The organism is Paenibacillus sp. CCS19 (assembly GCF_033239625.1).
GTDB lineage: Bacteria > Bacillota > Bacilli > Paenibacillales > Paenibacillaceae > Paenibacillus_T.
In genome coordinates, this window is record NZ_BTCK01000001.1 from 149,004 (window position 1) to 166,964 (window position 17,961).

Below are 17,961 nucleotides of genomic sequence, written 5' to 3' on the forward strand. Positions count from 1 at the left end.
GGTGGGTTGAAATGACGGCGATGTCAACGGGCAGTATGAGCAATGCGCGTACGATTGACGAAGTGCTGGACAGATTGGACTCCATTATTCAATCGTCGATCGAGAGCGGCAGCCGGATAGGTTACTTCGCAGCGATGTATCGGATGGTAACCGCACAGGTGAAGGAAGGGATCTTGAACGGGCGTTTCCAAGACGGGCCGCGCATGGAGCGGCTTGACGTACGATTCGCGAATCGATTTCTTGATGCATACGACGCTTATTCCCGCAAGGACAAATGCAGCCTATGCTGGCGCATCGCCTTCGACGCTGCGGAACGGCAAGAGCCGATTGTGCTGCAGCATTTGCTGCTTGGTATGAACGCGCATATCAATTATGATCTCGGCATCGCCGCTGTTGAGACTTGCCCTGGTGCCGCTCTTGCGCCGCTCAACCATGACTTCAACGTCATCAACGACATCCTTGCTTCGCTCATCGGCGAGGTGAAGGGTGATATCAACGCTGTCTCCCCTTGGATCGGCTGGCTTGACCGCCTTGGCGGCAGGGCGACAGACGTCATCATCCGCTTCAGCATGGAGAAGGCACGCAACTTTGCATGGCGTTTCGCTGTCAGCTTGTCGCAGGCAGACAGCGTCGAACGATTCAAGCTGATGATGAACAAGGACGCCGAGACGACGCTGCTCGGACAAGAGCTGCTCAAGCCTCCAGGCTTGCTGCTGCGGACTGCCATCTTGCTCATTCGCCTCCGCGAATCGAACAACGTCGCCGACATTACCCGCCACTTGCTCAACAAATCCCATGGCAGCACATCAATCCCGCCGCAATCGGGTACCGTGTCGGTGTAGGGTTTCGTTGTATGAACAGTATTTGTATGTCCTATGCAGAGGTCCTGTATGTGCTTAGTAAGTGTTCTGCATGTTAGTAAATGCCTTGCAAATAGCAATGCTTATGCTTTGCTTCATCAGATGTGTGTATATGCTTTGCACATACACATGTAGGCTGTTACAGCATATCTAAAGCTGTAACGCCGATATTCCCCCTCCCAAGGCGGGAGCGAGGGAGTGCCCTTCGTTAGCTTAGCGAGGAGAAACACGAAGTGGACAAATGATTCTGGAGAAGCGTCAGCGTTCGCCTTTGTGTCCGGATTGTATCCTTTTCTGATCTTATATAATCAGAACAATCTGGACACAACAGCGATCGGAAGAACATTTGTCCACGAAGTGTTTCCGAGCATAGCTAACATTACAGGCGAAGCCGTCTTTTAACTTTTTTACTTTTCCCTACGTCAATCCTAAGCTGGTGCCTTTTCTCTCGTATTCCTTGCCTACACTGGACGCACACTGTTGTAGTGTTCGTCCTCCAAAATAAATTCATCATGGTGGTGCTAACGTATGTCAACGACAACAAACGCAACAAGCGCAGAACAATTCCTTACCGCAGTCCGTCACCGTAGATCGATCTACGGCATTAGCAAAGAGAAAGTCATCCCGAATTCGCGCGTCAAACAAATCGTTGAAGAAGCGGTGAAACACAGCCCTTCGGCATTTAACTCCCAGAGCGCACGCGTCCTTGTCCTCTTCGATCAGCATTCGGACAAGCTGTGGCAATTGACGACCGAAATCCTTCGTGCCAAGACAGGCGGCGGCGACTCGTTCCAAGCGACGGAAGACCGCATGAAAAGCTTCAGCGCCGGCTACGGTACAGTTCTGTTCTTCGAGGATCAAACCGTCGTTGAAGAGCTCAAGAGCAAATTCCCATCCTATGCCGCAGCGTTCGAGCCTTATTCGTATCAATCATCCGGCATGCTGCAATATATCGTCTGGACAGCGCTCGAACAAGAAGGGCTGGGTGCATCGCTGCAGCACTATCAGCCGTTGATCGACGAGACGGTGCAGAAGGAATTTAACATTCCTGCTACATGGAAGCTGCTCGCCCAAATGCCGTTCGGCAAGCAAGCTGCGCAGCCGAATGAGAAGCAGTTCCAGCCGCTCGATGAGCGCGTGAAAGTATTCGAGTAACGATACAACAATTTATATCAAGCCCGAGCATCTTGCTGAAGATGTCTCGGGCTTTTTGCATATTATCGTTCATAGGCTTTCGACGATTCCTGAACGCTGACTTGATCCATGTCATGAAGAACAGCCATGTGACTTAGAGTGGGACTTGCGATCAGTTGATAGGGCGACAAGGGCTGTTCCACACATTGGTATATGGGAGCGCTGTCAATTAAAACAATCGTTCCATGGGTGTCGGATATTGGATTTTATGGTCGGTCGTAACTGTATTTTTCAATCGGGGAGGGGCTATAATAGTCGGGTTAATGAACACAGAAGGAGCTTGAACATGTCTGAAGAACAGGAAGCAAAACCCGAGCTAATCCCGACGAAGATCTACAAGTGCAAGAACCCGGAATGTAAAGCGTGGGTCCGCGAAGAATTCGGCAGCGAAGGTCTGCCGTGTCCTATGTGTAAAGGTCCAATGATGAGAAGCATGCGTCACCTGCCGAAGGTACAAAATAAAATTAAGCGCCAGCCTAAGAAGAAAGACCCGTGGGCATAAGATCAGGAAAGCAAACACAATCGCTGCAATTGCGCATTGATAACGTGAGATGGTTAACGAAATCGTCGATATCATTTGGAACGAATATGAACCAACACGCAAGCGGCCCGACAGGGCCGCTTTTCTCATGCCAAAGTGCTGCATGATGCGGCTTTTCACCCCTTAGAAGCTATGGTATAGTTAGTAAGAGTTATCGGTATCTCAAAGTAGAGGAGACGACTTCATATAATGAATAATACGACTTTATGGTATACAAAGCCTGCTGAGCAGTGGGTGGAAGCATTCCCGATCGGCAGCGGCAAACTCGGCGCGATGGTGTTCGGGCGTCCGGACGCAGAACGCATCCAATTGAATGAAGAATCGGTGTGGCTTGGCGGCCCGCAGAAACGAGATAATTTGGAAGCTCTCCCGAATTTGCCAGAAATCCGTCGTCTGTTGTTTGCCGGCGAACCGGAGAAAGCACAGGAGCTTGCATTCCGTACAATGGTGTCCATTCCAGATGGCATGGGACCTTATCAGACGCTTGGCGAACTGATGCTCCGTATTGAAGGTGCTGCACCTGAAGCAGGTACATACACGCGTGCATTGGATTTGGCGACGGGTCTCGTGTCAGTGGGCTACACAGCTGATGGCGTTCATTACGCTCGTGAATCCTTCGTGAGCGGACCCGATGCCGTCATTGCTTATCGCCTGTCTGCAGACCGCAATGGTACGATCTCTTTCACAGCGGATTTGAGCCGTCAGGAAGCTTGGGAAGCGGCACCGCAAGGCTCGAACGGACTGCTTATGACGGGTCAATGCGGTGAAGATGGCGTTCGCTATGCAGCGTTGCTTCGCGTAGAAGCAGTAGGCGGACAAGTGACAGCATCGGGCAATCAAGTAACGGTGAAAGGCGCGGATTCAGCTGTTATCTATGTAGCAGCAGCGACAACCTATAATCAGGCGGATCCTGTAGCGGCTAGCGAGGCAGTCATAGATGCTGTTGTGTCCAAAGGTTATGAAGCCGTTCGCCACGATCATATCGAAGCACATGGTGCTCTGTTCAACCGTGTCACCTTGGAGTTGAATGGAGCTTCGAATGCGAGCGATGACTTAAGCAAGCTGCCGACGGATGAGCGTATCGCCCGTTTCCGCGATGGAGAAGAGGATCCTGGCTTCATTTCGTTGTTCTTCCAATACGGTCGTTACCTGCTCATCTCGAGTTCGAGAAGGGGCAGTCTACCAGCGAACTTGCAAGGTGTATGGAACGAGTTTCTGACGCCGCCTTGGGAATCTGACTATCACACGAACATTAATATCCAGATGAACTACTGGCCAGCGGAAGTGACGAACCTTGCTGAATGCCATGAGCCGTTGTTCGATTATACCGAAAAGCTGATCGAGAACGGCCGCCATACGGCGAAAGTCATGTATGGGGCAAGAGGCTTCTGCGTTCACCATGCGAGCAACCTGTGGGCAGATACGGCAATCGTGTCGACATGGCTCCCAGCGATGTTCTGGCCAATGGGCGGCGCTTGGCTCATGCTGCATATGTGGGAACATTACTTGTACAGCGGGGATAAGGCATTCCTGCGGGATCGCGCTTATCCTGCAATGCGCGAATCTGCGGAATTCTTCTTGGACTTCATGGTGCAGGATCCGCAAGGACGTTGGGTAACGGCACCGTCAGTCTCGCCGGAGAACAGCTACCGTTTACCGAACGGCAATGAAGGAGCACTGTGCGTCGGCCCATCGATGGACACCCAGATGATTCGCATGTTGTTCGAGGCATGTCTGACGTCGATCAATACGCTTGGACTCGAAGATCCGATTGCCGACGATCTGCGCGATCGACTCGCGCATATGCCCGAACAGGGCATTGCAAGCAACGGCACGCTGATGGAATGGTCCGAGGAGTACGAAGAGCCGGAACCGGGTCATCGCCATATCTCGCATCTGTTTGCCCTGCATCCAGGCGATGCGATAACACCAGACAGTACGCCTGTGCTGGCAGAAGCGGCGCGTAAGACGCTAAATCGTCGATTGGCACATGGAGGCGGTCATACGGGCTGGAGCCGAGCATGGATCATCCACTTCTGGGCGCGTTTATTCGATGCGGAAGAAGCTTACTCGAATTTGGCAGGACTGCTAGCGAAGTCGATTCACCCGAACCTGTTCGGCGACCACCCGCCATTCCAGATCGATGCGAATTTCGGTGGTACTTCTGCCGTGGCAGAGATGCTGCTTCAATCGCATGCGGGTCTGATCCGACTGCTGCCTGCACTGCCTAGCGCTTGGCCATCGGGCCGAGTGACCGGCTTACGTGCGCGCGGCGGGGCGGAAGTTGATCTTGCATGGGAGGATAGCCGCTTGAAGCATGCTGAACTGCGCATCGCGCAGGATGGCATGTTCCAATTGAAAGGCGAGCAAGGCTGGAAGCTGCAGCTTAACGGCAATGCGTATGAGCCTGCGCCAGAAGATGCCGTCCTTCAACTGCAAGCGAAGGCAGGCGACATCATCGCCATTACAAGCGCGTAAGCGTGTAATAACCATTCGCATGCATCGTATACCAGAACGGTCGGAGTTTTCCGGCCGTTTTGTTTTTTATAAGACGCTATAAGTTCACGACACCCGCACCCCAGAATTTATAAGCTTCTTATGAAAGGTTTGGAAGAGGGGACCCGTTTTGTCGATCTTAAAACCTTGTATTCTCATAGGTAATCTACAATTTATCTGGAATAAGCCGCTCTATCCCGATTTAAGCACCACAATAGCAGTTTGATTTTGATTTACACCAATTTCCTGCTGTTTTCTTGTCCAAGCGTGAGTTGAGGCGTTGATATAATTGCATTATAATCTCTGAGATATTTTGGTGTAGAACTATCGTGCGCAGCATGCTCAGAACGGAGGAATCGGATGTATTTATTACGCAAATATCGGGCGAAGTACGGCAAAGGCTTCATCATTGCCATTCTGTTCCTAATGCTCGAGGCGCTGTGCGATCTGCTGCAGCCCGCCATGCTTGCGAAGATTATCGACGAAGGCGTCGTTGCCGGCGATCTGGATGTTGTCTACCGCTATGGAGCCATCATGCTGCTGATTACAGCACTTGGCGCTGCCGCAGCAGCGACTCGCAACCTCGTCTCCAGCCGGGTCTCCCAGCAGTTCGGGGCAGAGCTTCGAGGCGATTTGTATCGCAAAGTCCAATCGCTAGCTTTTGCAGCAATCGATAAGTTGGACCGGGCATCGCTAATTACGCGGTTAACGAACGATGTGACGCAAATTCAGAACTTCGTGAACGGACTGATGCGCATCTTCGTCAAAGCGCCATTGCTTGGCATCGGTGCCGTTATTATGGCAGTACGGCTTAATCCGCCGCTGTCGGTTATTCTGCTCGCAGTTGTGCCGATTGTCGCGTTCTTGATCGTCATGAACCTTCGAATCGGTTTTCCGCGGTTCGCGCGCGTGCAGCAGTCGCTCGATCGACTCAATGGCTATACGCGTGACTTCTTGTCCGGCATTCGTGTAGTCAAAGCCTTCAACCGATACGAGGATGAAGCCAAGAAGTTCGAGTCAGCGAATGACGCTTATCGCTCAGCCAATGAGAACGCGATGAAGGCAATGGCGATCTTCAATCCGCTTATCGCTTTGACGGTTAACATCGGTATTATCGTCATTCTATGGATCGGCGGAGTCCGCATTGATAACGGCCAAATGCAGGCGGGGCATGTCGTTGCATTCATTAACTACATGCTGCAAATTCTGTTCTCGCTTATGACGATTACGATGGTATTCAACATGTTCGTCCGAGCGAAGTCTTCAACGACTCGAATCGTAAGCGTTTTCCAGCAGGATGAACGTCCAGGCGGTTCGGTTATGTCTGATGAGAAAGCTGCGGATGCCGCTCGCGACGGTTTCTGCATTCAATTCGATAACGTGTCGTTCTCCTACGATGGCGTGGCTGGTGAAAAGGTGCTTCATCATCTGTCCTTCCATTGCAAGCAAGGGGAGACGATCGGCATCATTGGCTCAACAGGTTCTGGCAAAAGCACGCTCGTCAGTCTCATTCCGCGCTTCTATGATGCAACAGGCGGCACGGTGTCCGTCCTCGGACATAATGTTGCCTTAGTTGATCCGACTTCATTGCGCAGTCGAATTGCGATTGTTCCGCAGCAGGCGGTGCTCTTCACCGGTACGGTGAAGGACAATATTCGCTGGGGCAATGAGCATGCGACCGATGAGCAGATTATGGAGGCTGCACGGATTGCTGCTGCGGATGATTTCATTCGAGCGCTGCCCAGCGGCTACGACTCGCTTGTTGGTCAAGGCGGCGTCAATTTCTCAGGCGGTCAGAAACAACGGCTGTCGATTGCCAGGGCGTTGGTACGGAAGCCTGAGATTCTAATACTGGATGACTCCACGAGCGCGCTGGACGTGCTGACGGAGGCGCGCATCAAAGGGTCGCTCAAGTCGCTTGGCGCACAGGTGACTACGCTCCTCATCGCACAGCGCATTACATCCGTTATGGATGCAGATCGCATTCTCGTGATGGATAACGGCCAGTTGGTTGCGGTTGGCGATCATGGTCAATTGATGCGCGAGTGCGAGGTTTATCGTGAAATTTATCGTTCGCAGTATGGGAAGGAGGCCGATCAGCATGCCGCAGCAGCCCAATCGTCCTGAAACGAATAAGCCGACGCCTCCTCCAATGCCGATCGGCGGTCCAGGCGGCCCGCGTCCTGGAGGTTTCGGGGGAGGTCCGCGAGGAGCAGGAGGGAAGCCGAAGAATGCGCTTAGCGTACTTCTGCGCTTGTGGAAATTCGTTGGCTCTGAACGACTGCGATTGTCGATCATATTCTGCTTTGTCATTATTTCATCCGCAATCGGCCTTCTGACACCATATTGGATCGGGCGTGCCATTGATACGATGAAGGGAGGCAGCGTCGACTTCGACCTGCTGCGTTATTTCTTGATCGCAATGGCGGTCGCTTATTTGACAGATGCAAGTCTTAGTTTCATGCAGGGCCGTTGGATGGCAGGCGTTGCGCAGCGTATTGTTGTTCGGCTCAGAAGAACGCTGTATGAGAAGCTGCAGCAGCTGCCGCTCGCTTATTTTGACAGCCGCCGTCATGGTGATGTTATGAGCCGATTGTCGAACGACATTGACAACGTTAGCAACACGATCTCGCAGTCGACGACCCAGCTCATGTCAGGCATACTCGGCATCGGCGGATCGCTCGTAATGATGCTTGTGCTCAGTCCGACGCTTACGCTAGCGAGTCTTATCACTGTTCCGCTTGTCTTCGCACTCACTCGCATCATTACGCGAAGGACAAGCGCACTTTTCAAGGCGCAGCAGGCACAGCTTGGCGCGTTGAATGGCCATATCGAGGAGACGATTTCCGGCGTCCAGATTGTCCAGGCATTCAACCAGGAGCAGCGAGCGATCGAGGAATTCAATGAAATTAACGACAAGCTGCGGGAGACAAGCTACAGAGCGCAGGTGTGGTCGGGCCTGATGATGCCGCTGTTGAACATTATTAGCAACATCGGCTTCGCATCCGTTGCGATTGTTGGCGGTATTCTCGGTGTCAAAGGCTATTTGTCCGTTGGTGTTATCGCCAGCTTCATCACATACTCGCGTCAATTCGTTCGTCCGCTTAACGACTTGGCGGCTACGTACAACGTACTGCAGTCCGGACTTGCCGGCGCAGAGCGTGTGTTCGAAGCGCTGGACGAGAAAGAAGAACCAGCAGATCTCCCGCAAGCAATCGAGATGAAATCACCGGCTGGACGTGTCGAATTTGAGCATGTGAAGTTTGGCTACAAGCCTGGAGAACCGATCATCAACGATATCAACTTCGTCGCGCCAGCGGGCAGCTCAACAGCCATTATAGGTCCTACAGGCGCTGGCAAAACGACCATCATTCAGCTGCTGACGCGCTTCTATGATCCTTCGGCGGGCAAGATTACGATCGATGGAATCGAGATCGATCATTATACGCGCGACAGCCTGCGCCGCAGCTTCGGCGTCGTACTTCAGGACACGTATTTGTTCACGGGCACGATTCGTGACAACTTGAAGTACGGCAATCCGAATGCAACGGATGCCGAGATGAGGGAGGCGGCTAAGCTTGCCAATGCCGATCCGTTCATCCAGCGTCTGCCGAACAAATATGACACGCTGCTCAGCGAGAACGGCGGCAACCTGAGCCAAGGCCAGCGGCAGCTGCTCGCGATTGCGCGCGTCATGTTGGCGAAGCCTTCGATGCTCATTTTGGATGAAGCGACCAGCTCGATCGATACACGGACGGAGCTGCACATTCAAGAAGCAATGGCGAAGCTTATGGAAGGCCGTACGAGCTTCATCATCGCTCACCGGCTCAACACGATCCGCGACGCTGACACGATTATGGTCATCGATAAAGGCCAGATCCTCGAACACGGCAGCCACGAGAAACTGCTGGCGCAGCAGGGGGCCTACTACCGAATGATGAGCAGCGCATCCGTCCACGGCCAAGCCGAGGCGACAGCCGCCGAAGCGGAGTAGTATCTTCCGAGAAGTCGGTCGCAGAACGCTTGAGCGCACATCCATGTTCCGGGGTACTCCGTTTACGGAGTACCGCCATCTCCTAACGATTGTCGGCAGGGCTTATTAGTCTCAAAACCGCACTTTTCAAGTTCTAACGGATGCAGACGTGCTTATTACATGTTTACGATATCGAAATCTCGATGCTTGAACACTATAGCCACGCCCACAACCGTTACCGTTCCTCATGCACCCAATATCCCGAAATAACCACTATCACAACCGTTAAAAAGCCTCCACCGTGACGACCGCTCTCTTTAGTAGAGCGATTGTCGTCCCGATGGGGGCTTTTCGGTTTAACTAATATGTAATCTCTTTTAACAAACTGCTTAGCAGAAAAGGAGAGCGTGTCCCACAGGGACGAAAGCGGGTATATGCTCGCATGTAGGGCCTAATCGAACTAGGTATGCTATCACCCAACCGTCCTAGAACACTCAAACGTAAAGCGTGTCCCAGCAGGGACTAAAGCGAGCATACGCTCACCAGTACATAGAACAGTCATTCCGGGGTCCCGGGGTTGGAAACCCTGGGGGCCCTCCCTTGCAGGGAGGGTTTGGGTGGGTAGAACTCCTGAGGGTTTGGGTGGGTAGATGATCCCTACGATGGCATCGGCGTCGCCGTAGGCTTCGCATATCCCACTTTGTACGCATCATCAATTGCCGTCCGAATTTCCTTCACCGACTTGCCTTCTTGCTTCATCTGGACCGTCTGCAGCACGGTATTGACGCACACATCGCAGCGTGTGCCGTGGTCATCCCATACAACGGAGCCATCCGCTTCGACTTCTGCGATAAAGCAGTTCAAGTTGCTCTCATGTCCGGCGCTGCCGCCGCAGCCGCAGTAGCATGGAATCCATGCGAGCGTGTCGCGAGTAATGGCTGCGGCTTGGTAGGCCAGAACGACTTGCTCAGGCAGCCCATCCAAGAATGAAGGGAGGACGTCGATCGAAGCGGTTTTTTCCTGAATATCGCCGTTAGCCAATTGAGTCGTCTCCGTATGAACGTGGCCTACGTGTGCGTCCGTTGTCTGTCCGGCAACTTCAGTAGATGTATTTTCTTTAGCACTGTTACTATTACTGTTACTGTCGCTATTTCCGCATCCGGACAATAACGATACACACACGGCACTCGTCATGATGAACGTCACTGCATATTTACGCGGATTCCGATAGATGTTCATTTTCGCTTCTCCTGACATCAGTTGTTTGAGTGGATTTCAATGTCACTTTGCTTTATAGCCTTCAAGTAGTTGCCGCATAGCGGGCTCAACTTTGTCCAACCATTCGCCTGCCGGATCGGCCAGCAGTACGGCCCATCCGAGCGATTCCGCTTGCTTCAGATTCGCTGGTGAATCATCAATGAATAGAATAGGGCCTCTCGCGCTGTCAATCGCATTGGCTGCATGCTCATAGATGCGAAGATTCGGCTTGAAGCAGCCAGCGCTGCTCGAAACGGTGATACTCGTGAAGCAATGTGCATGATCGGCAAGCTTCGGAGCAAGCCATTCTGTTCGATGGTTGCTTAGAATATGTAAGTCCGCAAGCTGCTGCCAGCTCGCCAGTCGTTCAAGTGAAGCCAATGGCACGAGGTTGTCCATGATCATCCCTCGTCCGACTTCCTCCGAGAGGGAAGGGCAGTATTGGTTCATCCATTGCCAGAACTGAGGTTCCTCGATGGCGCCTGACCATAAATCATCGCGAATTTCTTGCTTATACCGTGAACGGATTAAGGAGTGCTCCACGCCTGTATGCTCCACAAGCTGGGTCCAGAAAGTCGGGGTCAGATTCGACAGCAATACGCCGCCAACGTCCAATACGAGCTGAACCTTCAGAGGGAGCTCGGATGCCTCTATATTGTCACCATTTATCATAATCATTGAACACTCCTAGAACGAATCCATCATAGTCAATAATAGGTCAATCAACACGCGTCCTATCATATCATGGTCGACATCAACATTGAAGCTTTCGCATGGAATCATTTGTTTCTTAGACAGACTCCTTATATAATCAGGAGGATGAAGATTACAAGGTGTTAAAGGGATTAGGAGGAGAACACATAATGACCAATGAACAAGCTAGACTGCTCGTGTTCGCCGGCTCATATGCTGAAGCGGAATCGAACGGTGTGTATGTACTTCTATTTGACGAAAGCTCGGAACAGCTGACTCAGCTGCACGGATACAGCGGATTGAAAAACCCGACGTTCCTGAACGTCGATGCAGCACGCAATCGTCTCTATGCGATTACGGAAGGCAAGAATGCGGATGGCAGCAAAAATGGTGAGGCTGTCGCCTATGCAATCTCGCCGGCAGACGGTTCGCTTACGCAGCTGAATCGCGAGTTCACGGTAAGCGCTCCAACTTGCCACATCCAACGGGATGCTAACAGTGAATACATAACAGTAGCAAGCTACCATGGCGGCATGGTTGGCCTTAGCGCACTGACGGAAGACGGCCGAATTGGCGAACAGCTTGATGTCCAGCAGCATGAGGGCAGCAGCGTTCATCCAGAGCGTCAAGATCGTCCGCATCCGCACTCGTCGATGTTCAGCCCAGACGGCAAATACTTGTATGTACAGGACCTTGGACTGGACCGGATTCGTATTTATTCGATCGACCGCGAAGCGAAGAAGCTTGTACCGCAAGGCGAGACGGTGATTCATCCAGGCGGTGGTCCACGCCATATTGCATTCCACCCAACTGCGCCATATGCCTATGTCATCAATGAAGTGGATTCGACAGTGACTGCTTTCAATTATCATGCAGAGAATGGAGCCCTGACTGAGATCCAGACGTTGTCGACACTGCCTCCAGAAGGTTTTGATGGCGAGAACACATGTGCAGAGATCACGGTTTCAAAGGACGGACGTTTCGTCTACGGCTCCAATCGCGGCCATGACAGCATTGTCGTGTATGCCATTGATGCAGCGACAGGCAAGCTGTCGACGATTCAATATATTTCAGTCGAAGGCGGTCATCCGCGCCACTTCGCGCTGACGCCAAGCGGCAGCCATCTGCTTGCTGCTAATCGCGATACGAACAACATTGCGGTATTCCGCGTCAATCGGGACAGCGGTGAACTGACGTTTACGGGCAACAGCTTGGCGCTGTCGCAGCCGGTTTGCGTACTGCCAGTTTATTATTAAAATATGAGGCGAGCCCAGCTCGCGCATAAGATAAGGGGTTGTCTCCTTCGGTTAATCTAACCGTAAGAGACAACCCCTCATTTGATTATTTGACGCGTCGGAAGCCTTCCTCTGCCAAATACTCGATTGATTCTGCTTCGGTCTCGAACGCGCAGTCCAGCGCATCAAGCGCCCAGATGTACCATAGCTCTGCATCATCTTCGTATCGAAGAACGAGCGTATTGCCTTGCTTGTCCTGCCACAGCTGCTGCAACGAGTCTGGCGCATCCAGCTCAGCAGCGGGTTCTTCCTTCGGCTTCTTCGGCGGCTTCGGCGTAATAGCAATAGCTTCTGGCGAATCCGTCAGCTCGCTGAGCGATGCGATGGATTGCGAGAGCAGCGAATGCAGCTCATCAGCATCAAGGTCTCGAATGTTGACCAGGCCTTTGGCATCCTTGCGTGGATCGTTCAACAGGCCGGCATAGACGTAACCATTCCCATTCGGGTGAAGGTGGTAGACGAGATTTTTCCGTTCATAGACGCTTTCTTCGTATTGAAAATTAATGCGTCCTAGCGATACATCCTTGCGCTGCAGCTGCGGAAACGATTCAATGATCGACAGCTTCTGTTCAAAAGTAAGCATGAGGTTCCTCCGGCAATCGGTAGTAGAATTTGCCTGTCATTATAGCACAGCAGCCTGCAGATGACCAATGATATTGAGGCAGCTCAAGGAGCATACTCCACAATGGATCTTGATCTAGCCTTACTCGGCGCCGATTGGTCATCTTGATCGATGCAAGTGTCATGTAACCCATTCGGCGATATTGCTCATACTTACAAACGCCCCTAAATGTGCTAGGATGGAAAGAAATCGTGCAGATTATACAAGGGGAGACAACCTATGGCTGCGGACACAAGAAACGATCAAATGCCAATCATTATGCTGGTGGACGGTGATTGTGCGCTCTGTCATGGCATGACCAAATTCGCGGTGCAGCGGGATAAGCACCAGCGATTTCGAATTGCCGCGTTGCAATCGGAGATCGGCAGCAAGCTGCTAACTCATGCAGGGCTTGATGCGCAGAAGCTTGATTCGCTCGTACTGCTCGAACACGGTCGTGTATACGTGAAGTCTGGCGCGGCACTGCGTGTGTTCCGCAGACTAGGCGGGTTGTGGCCGCTGTTGTACGCAACGATCGTGCTGCCAGCGCCGATTCGTGATTATGGGTATTCTTGGATCGCAAGAATGAGGTATCGCATGTTCGGCCAAGCGGACATCTGCATGCTGCCGACTGCGGCAGGCAGACAGCGCTTCATCGAGGATAACGAGCCGCTGGACCATTTGATAAAGCCGAAACGCAAATCATAGATCTAGCACTGCTTAAGCCGCCTTCCAATTGTGTTAATGAAGGAGAAGGAAGGAGGAGATCCCAATGGACAATATGTGGCTCATCATTGCGATGATAGCTGCTGCAGCGCTGTCCGCCTATGTTCTACTTATCGTACCAACCCAGTGGCTCAAGCTGGAGCGAATTCAAGTTCCTTCCGCACAGCTGGGCATTCGAGTGCTTCAAATCAGTGATGTGCATGTGGAATTTACGCGAATATCGCATCGGAGAATCAGCCGAATCATTAAGCAGCAGAAGCCCGATTACATCTGTGTTACAGGTGATTTCACTCAGAAGGCGAAGCATCTGCCGAAGGTGAAGCGTTATGCCGAAGCGATTGGCGCAGCCGGCATTCCTGTATATGCTGTACTCGGTAATCATGACTATCGCTTGTCGGAGCCAGATCGCCTGCGGCTCATTTCCATTCTAGAGCAGGCAGGGTTCACGGTACTGCTGAACGATTCGGTTCTCGTTGACGGCAAATTCCGCATCGTCGGCATCGACGATTTTGGCTCGAAGAAGAGCGATCCGGAACAGGCATTCGCCAAGGCGGAGCCAGAGCAGCCCGTCATCGTCATTACGCATGATCCGAATGTGATTCTCCATCTGAAGCCGCAGTTCCGTTATTTCATGGCGGGACATTTTCATGGCATGCAGTTCAACGTCCCGCCGCTGTTCCGATACATTAACAAAGGTGCATTGGCATCTAGCGGAATCATTAAAGGGCTGCATCGGTACAAAGGCTGTCCATTCTATATCTCAAGAGGGATGGGGCAAACCTTCCCGAACGCAAGATTATTCATAAGCTGTGAAGTTACGCTGCATGAGCTGTAGAGTCACGCTCCTACCCAAGGGAAGGAGACTCTGCAGCCAATTCGGCGATACGATGATTCACATCGTCAGATTCGTATACGCCGCCGTGATAACAGATCACGCGATCGATCGCGAAGCCTGCGAATCGGTCTAATGAGCGCAAAGCTTGGCCGTAATCCACGCAAGTATAAGGGAATGATGGGCGAAGCTGATTGTCAATGACCACTAGCGCGTCAGCGGCGATGAGGGTGCGGGTAGGCTCATGATAGAGGCTGATATGACCAGGTGTGTGGCCAGGCGTTTCGATGACGACAATGCCACCGCAGATGGGAAGTCGATCTCCATCCTTAATCGTCCGATCGACCTTTGCACTTGGAGGAGATTCCAGCAGTGCTCGCAACGCTTGTTTGAAAGTGTCGGGCGTACCTGGCGGCATCATCGCATCCAAATTCGCAAGTACCTCGTCCGTTACTTTAATCAACCGCTTCTCGCCTTGAATGTATGGCTTCTCGAGCGCATGAGCCAGCACCTCAACCGATCTGTGCTTCCTTACCTCTTCCAGCAGTGCTGAAACCCCGCCGATATGATCAATATCTTGATGTGTCACAATAACTTGAGATAGCTGCGTGATCTCGACTTCTGCGTCAGCCAAAGCTTGCTGAAGATCTGCGAGTCTTCCCGGATATCCGGCATCAATAAGTACCGCTTCCGTTCCATCAGTTAACAACACGGGATATACCGTGTCCGGTTTCCCCATTGCTGTAGTGGTGACAGCCGCCAAATAAACGCCATTCGTTACTCGCATATGCACAATCCCCCAAGTCCATTTCATCGCAAAATGAGCCGAAACCCTATCATGCGTGTTCTTATCTTAATGGGAGAACAATTTCGTGTAAATAGATAAATATTTTATTATATCACAAAAATAATTATTTGTCAACATACAGAATGTGGATCGATGCCTTTCAAATGCCAATCATTAAGAACGTCCAGACAGTCCGTTTTTCTCACACGCTAGTTCTCAAAATTTATGCTCGTCTTTCGCTATTATCATAGCGGAAGTTCACTCGATCGATGCTCAGTTATGGTAAGGTTTAAGTATCACGATTCATTGTATTTTACCTAAATTGCGATAATTGGAGGTTTCATTCACGATGACTTCATCCATTCGTTTGCCGCGTTCAACGCCCGAACAGGCAGGAATTCCAAGCCAAGCCATATCTGATTTTCTCGATGCATTGAAGCGAGATTCATTAGAAATTCACGGGTTTATGGTTGTACGCAATGGCGTCGTAGCAGCTGAAGGCTGGTGGGAACCGTATTCGGCTGAGCTTCCTCACCTTATATTCTCGATTACGAAGAGCTTTACCTCAACTGCGGTTGGACTAGCCGTTCAGGAAGGGCTGCTGAAGGTGGAGGATAAAGTCGTCTCTTATTTCCCGAATGAGCTTCCGGAAGAGCCGTCAGAGCACCTGCTTGCCATGACGATCCATGATCTGCTGGCCATGGCGACGGGTCATACGGGTGATCCGACTGAGCAGACGATCGCGCAGGGCGGAGATTGGATTCGCAAGTTCTTTGAAGCGCCGATACCGTATGAACCAGGCACTCATTTTGCTTACAATAGCGGAGCATCGCATATTCTTGGCGTTATCGTTGAACGAGTGAGCGGTCAGTCGCTGCAAGCATTCCTCGCTCCGCGGCTGCTAGAACCGCTTGGCATCGAGGTTGCAGAGTGGGCGATCCTTCCGGGCGGACATAATGCTGGGGGCTTCGGAATGTGCATCAAGCTGGAGGATGTGGCCAAGCTAGGGCTGCTTTACTTGCAGCGGGGCGTATGGAACGGTGAGCAGCTGCTTGCAGAGAGCTGGATTGACGCTTCTTCGGAGCTCCAAGTCAGCAACGGCACGGATCCGAATCATGATTGGGAGACGGGATACGGCTATCAATTGTGGCGCTGCCGATTTGACGCGTATCGGTTCTCGGGACTCTTCACTCAGAAATGTATCATCATCCCGTCGCACAATATGCTGGTTGCTTTGAATGCTGCTGACTGGGGCGAGCAGAAGGCGTTGAACGCAGTATGGGAGCATCTGCTGCCTGCTATTCGTGAAGAATCGCTGCCGGCGAATGCGGAAGCACATGAGCAGTTGTTGGATCGGATTGCAGAACTTACGCTTAGCACTCGATTGGGCGAAGCAGGGGAGAAGCAGCGTTTTATCGCATATGGTACAACGTATCAGCTTGAATCGAACTTGGCGGGCTGGGAGACGATTCAGCTGACGGAGGAAGCGGATCGAATTGTCGCAACTGTCACGGATACTAGCGGAGAACATCAGCTGACTTACGGCATTGATCAGTGGGTCTATGCAGGAGAGCGCTTGAAGTCGACAGCGGGTAGAGCGCAGTGGACATCTGCAGGCGAGCTTAACCTCGTCCAGCATGAGGTATGGACACCTTTCAGTCGAACCGTTACGATTCGCAAGGCAGAGGAAGGCATAACGCTTCATATTCGTCGCAACCTATCTTGGCCGCTGTTCGGATGGAGAGATGAGGATGACACCGTGCTGGGCACGACGACATCCTCGCGATAAATTCAAACGACTAAATTGTTTGGGCTTCGGTCTTTGCACACATCTCAACACGCATCGATTCGCGTTGATCTGGCGTGAGCATCGGACAAGTGTAGCATTTGACACCGTTCTCGCGTTTGTCGTACATGCAGCATGACGAATTCATCATCAGCTTACCATCTGGTGTATAGGGGCTGTCGATGTAGCGCGGCGTATGTACGAACGGGTTTCGGCGTACGCCGAATGCATCCGGCGGGACTTGCTCCGTAATGACACGGTACCCCACTTCAAACGACTCGACCATGGCGGGTACCGGAATATGATCACGCACATAATCTCTTACGTATGCGAGCAGTGAACCGTATTGCTGCCAGATCATCTGAGGCTTGACGCCAGCGGCTTGTGCAATTGCGCAGACGGCTGGCGTTACTGTTTCACGCACGAATCGTTCAAGCGAAGCCGCGAGCCAAGCTTCTTGTCCCTCGACAGGAGCAGGTATGGTACGAAGTTCAATAATGCGATAGCCTAGGTGAGCATGGTCGTCATGGGCTTCAACCTGGAACATCAGATTCGGAAGCGACAGATCGAGTATAATATGATATTGAGCGAACATCAGCAGCTGGATCGCGCACAAGTTGCCGAATGAGGTGCCTGCGAACGAGGCGGGAAGCTCCAGCCCGATCGCTTGTACGAGCTTGCCGGCTTCAAGGAATGTCTGTTTCGCAATGTCCGCATCCAGGAATTGATCGCTGCGCATTTCGAGAATCGGGTGATCAGCGCCTTCAGGCGAGGTATGGAAGTACATTTTGATAAGGGAAAAATCAAGTTCGGTGCTCATCCATGAAACCCTCCTATGTATCAAATGTATAATGCGGTTTATAGCTGTCCGGCTGTAAAAATGAAACGATGTTTCATGTGATGATGATAATCACTATCAT

The 17,961-nt window shown here is 51.9% G+C and carries 15 protein-coding genes; 10 read left to right on the plus strand and 5 right to left on the minus strand.

The window, feature by feature from the left end:
• The first annotated feature begins 11 nt into the window (after nt 1–11).
• From SBI19_RS00790 to SBI19_RS00815, 6 genes are all read left to right on the plus strand, one after another.
• On the plus strand, nt 12–842 hold the full coding sequence (locus tag SBI19_RS00790; RefSeq protein ID WP_317964293.1) for a DUF5995 family protein: 831 nt from the start codon (nt 12–14) through the stop codon (nt 840–842).
• Nucleotides 843–1,388: 546 nt separating this feature from the next.
• Complete coding sequence (locus SBI19_RS00795; RefSeq protein ID WP_317964294.1) at nt 1,389–2,015, plus strand: nitroreductase family protein; 627 nt, start codon at nt 1,389–1,391, stop codon at nt 2,013–2,015.
• A 325-nt stretch (nt 2,016–2,340) separates the two neighbouring features.
• Entirely contained in the window at nt 2,341–2,556 is a 216-nt protein-coding gene (locus tag SBI19_RS00800) for a cold-inducible protein YdjO-related protein (RefSeq protein WP_317964295.1), read from the plus strand.
• A gap of 228 nt (nt 2,557–2,784) precedes the next feature.
• Nucleotides 2,785–5,073 carry a glycoside hydrolase family 95 protein gene (locus SBI19_RS00805; RefSeq protein ID WP_317964296.1) on the plus strand — a complete coding sequence of 763 codons (2,289 nt, stop codon included), beginning with the start codon at nt 2,785–2,787 and terminating at the stop codon, nt 5,071–5,073.
• 378 nt (nt 5,074–5,451) lie between these two features.
• Nucleotides 5,452–7,218, plus strand: coding sequence for an ABC transporter ATP-binding protein (locus SBI19_RS00810; protein ID WP_317964297.1), 1,767 nt, complete (start codon nt 5,452–5,454; stop codon nt 7,216–7,218).
• Nucleotides 7,193–9,085, plus strand: a complete 1,893-nt coding sequence (locus tag SBI19_RS00815) for an ABC transporter ATP-binding protein (RefSeq protein ID WP_483312214.1) — start codon at nt 7,193–7,195, stop codon at nt 9,083–9,085. The genes SBI19_RS00810 and SBI19_RS00815 overlap by 26 nt, the downstream gene beginning before the upstream one ends.
• A gap of 636 nt (nt 9,086–9,721) precedes the next feature.
• Here SBI19_RS00815 and SBI19_RS00820 read toward each other — a convergent pair.
• Nucleotides 9,722–10,303 (minus strand): PCYCGC motif-containing (lipo)protein, encoded by a 582-nt coding sequence (locus tag SBI19_RS00820; protein ID WP_317964298.1) that lies wholly within the window; start codon nt 10,301–10,303, stop codon nt 9,722–9,724.
• Between the two features lie 42 nt (nt 10,304–10,345).
• On the minus strand, nt 10,346–10,999 hold the full coding sequence (locus SBI19_RS00825) for an HAD-IA family hydrolase (RefSeq protein ID WP_317964299.1): 654 nt from the start codon (nt 10,997–10,999) through the stop codon (nt 10,346–10,348).
• A gap of 185 nt (nt 11,000–11,184) precedes the next feature.
• Between SBI19_RS00825 and SBI19_RS00830 the strand changes: the two genes are divergently transcribed.
• Nucleotides 11,185–12,270 carry a lactonase family protein gene (locus tag SBI19_RS00830; RefSeq protein WP_317964300.1) on the plus strand — a complete coding sequence of 362 codons (1,086 nt, stop codon included), beginning with the start codon at nt 11,185–11,187 and terminating at the stop codon, nt 12,268–12,270.
• Nucleotides 12,271–12,355: 85 nt separating this feature from the next.
• Here SBI19_RS00830 and SBI19_RS00835 read toward each other — a convergent pair whose 3' ends face one another.
• Entirely contained in the window at nt 12,356–12,892 is a 537-nt protein-coding gene (locus SBI19_RS00835; protein WP_317964301.1) for a hypothetical protein, read from the minus strand.
• A gap of 258 nt (nt 12,893–13,150) precedes the next feature.
• On the opposite strand from SBI19_RS00835, the gene SBI19_RS00840 reads away from it, so the two are divergent.
• Nucleotides 13,151–13,618 (plus strand): thiol-disulfide oxidoreductase DCC family protein, encoded by a 468-nt coding sequence (locus SBI19_RS00840; protein ID WP_317964302.1) that lies wholly within the window; start codon nt 13,151–13,153, stop codon nt 13,616–13,618.
• A gap of 64 nt (nt 13,619–13,682) precedes the next feature.
• Nucleotides 13,683–14,471, plus strand: coding sequence for a metallophosphoesterase (locus tag SBI19_RS00845; RefSeq protein ID WP_317964303.1), 789 nt, complete (start codon nt 13,683–13,685; stop codon nt 14,469–14,471).
• Between the two features lie 10 nt (nt 14,472–14,481).
• Here SBI19_RS00845 and SBI19_RS00850 read toward each other — a convergent pair whose 3' ends face one another.
• Nucleotides 14,482–15,255 carry an MBL fold metallo-hydrolase gene (locus SBI19_RS00850; protein ID WP_317964304.1) on the minus strand — a complete coding sequence of 258 codons (774 nt, stop codon included), beginning with the start codon at nt 15,253–15,255 and terminating at the stop codon, nt 14,482–14,484.
• A gap of 349 nt (nt 15,256–15,604) precedes the next feature.
• Here SBI19_RS00850 and SBI19_RS00855 point away from each other — a divergent pair, with 349 nt between their 5' ends.
• Nucleotides 15,605–17,044, plus strand: a complete 1,440-nt coding sequence (locus tag SBI19_RS00855; protein WP_317964305.1) for a serine hydrolase domain-containing protein — start codon at nt 15,605–15,607, stop codon at nt 17,042–17,044.
• A gap of 10 nt (nt 17,045–17,054) precedes the next feature.
• Here the strand turns inward: SBI19_RS00855 and SBI19_RS00860 are convergent, their stop codons facing one another.
• Complete coding sequence (locus SBI19_RS00860; RefSeq protein ID WP_317964306.1) at nt 17,055–17,861, minus strand: (2Fe-2S)-binding protein; 807 nt, start codon at nt 17,859–17,861, stop codon at nt 17,055–17,057.
• Nucleotides 17,862–17,961: the final 100 nt, after the last annotated feature.

Excerpts from the sequence above, each read along its gene's own strand:
- SBI19_RS00790 (WP_317964293.1), top strand. The coding sequence starts at position 12 with ATGACGGCGATGTCAACGGGCAGTATGAGCAATGCGCGTACGATTGAC.
- SBI19_RS00795 (WP_317964294.1), top strand. The coding sequence starts at position 1,389 with ATGTCAACGACAACAAACGCAACAAGCGCAGAACAATTCCTTACCGCA.
- SBI19_RS00800 (WP_317964295.1), top strand. The coding sequence starts at position 2,341 with ATGTCTGAAGAACAGGAAGCAAAACCCGAGCTAATCCCGACGAAGATC.
- SBI19_RS00805 (WP_317964296.1), top strand. The coding sequence starts at position 2,785 with ATGAATAATACGACTTTATGGTATACAAAGCCTGCTGAGCAGTGGGTG.
- SBI19_RS00810 (WP_317964297.1), top strand. The coding sequence starts at position 5,452 with ATGTATTTATTACGCAAATATCGGGCGAAGTACGGCAAAGGCTTCATC.
- SBI19_RS00815 (WP_483312214.1), top strand. The coding sequence starts at position 7,193 with ATGCCGCAGCAGCCCAATCGTCCTGAAACGAATAAGCCGACGCCTCCT.
- SBI19_RS00820 (WP_317964298.1), bottom strand. The coding sequence starts at position 10,303 with ATGAACATCTATCGGAATCCGCGTAAATATGCAGTGACGTTCATCATG.
- SBI19_RS00825 (WP_317964299.1), bottom strand. The coding sequence starts at position 10,999 with ATGATTATGATAAATGGTGACAATATAGAGGCATCCGAGCTCCCTCTG.
- SBI19_RS00830 (WP_317964300.1), top strand. The coding sequence starts at position 11,185 with ATGACCAATGAACAAGCTAGACTGCTCGTGTTCGCCGGCTCATATGCT.
- SBI19_RS00835 (WP_317964301.1), bottom strand. The coding sequence starts at position 12,892 with ATGCTTACTTTTGAACAGAAGCTGTCGATCATTGAATCGTTTCCGCAG.
- SBI19_RS00840 (WP_317964302.1), top strand. The coding sequence starts at position 13,151 with ATGGCTGCGGACACAAGAAACGATCAAATGCCAATCATTATGCTGGTG.
- SBI19_RS00845 (WP_317964303.1), top strand. The coding sequence starts at position 13,683 with ATGGACAATATGTGGCTCATCATTGCGATGATAGCTGCTGCAGCGCTG.
- SBI19_RS00850 (WP_317964304.1), bottom strand. The coding sequence starts at position 15,255 with ATGCGAGTAACGAATGGCGTTTATTTGGCGGCTGTCACCACTACAGCA.
- SBI19_RS00855 (WP_317964305.1), top strand. The coding sequence starts at position 15,605 with ATGACTTCATCCATTCGTTTGCCGCGTTCAACGCCCGAACAGGCAGGA.
- SBI19_RS00860 (WP_317964306.1), bottom strand. The coding sequence starts at position 17,861 with ATGAGCACCGAACTTGATTTTTCCCTTATCAAAATGTACTTCCATACC.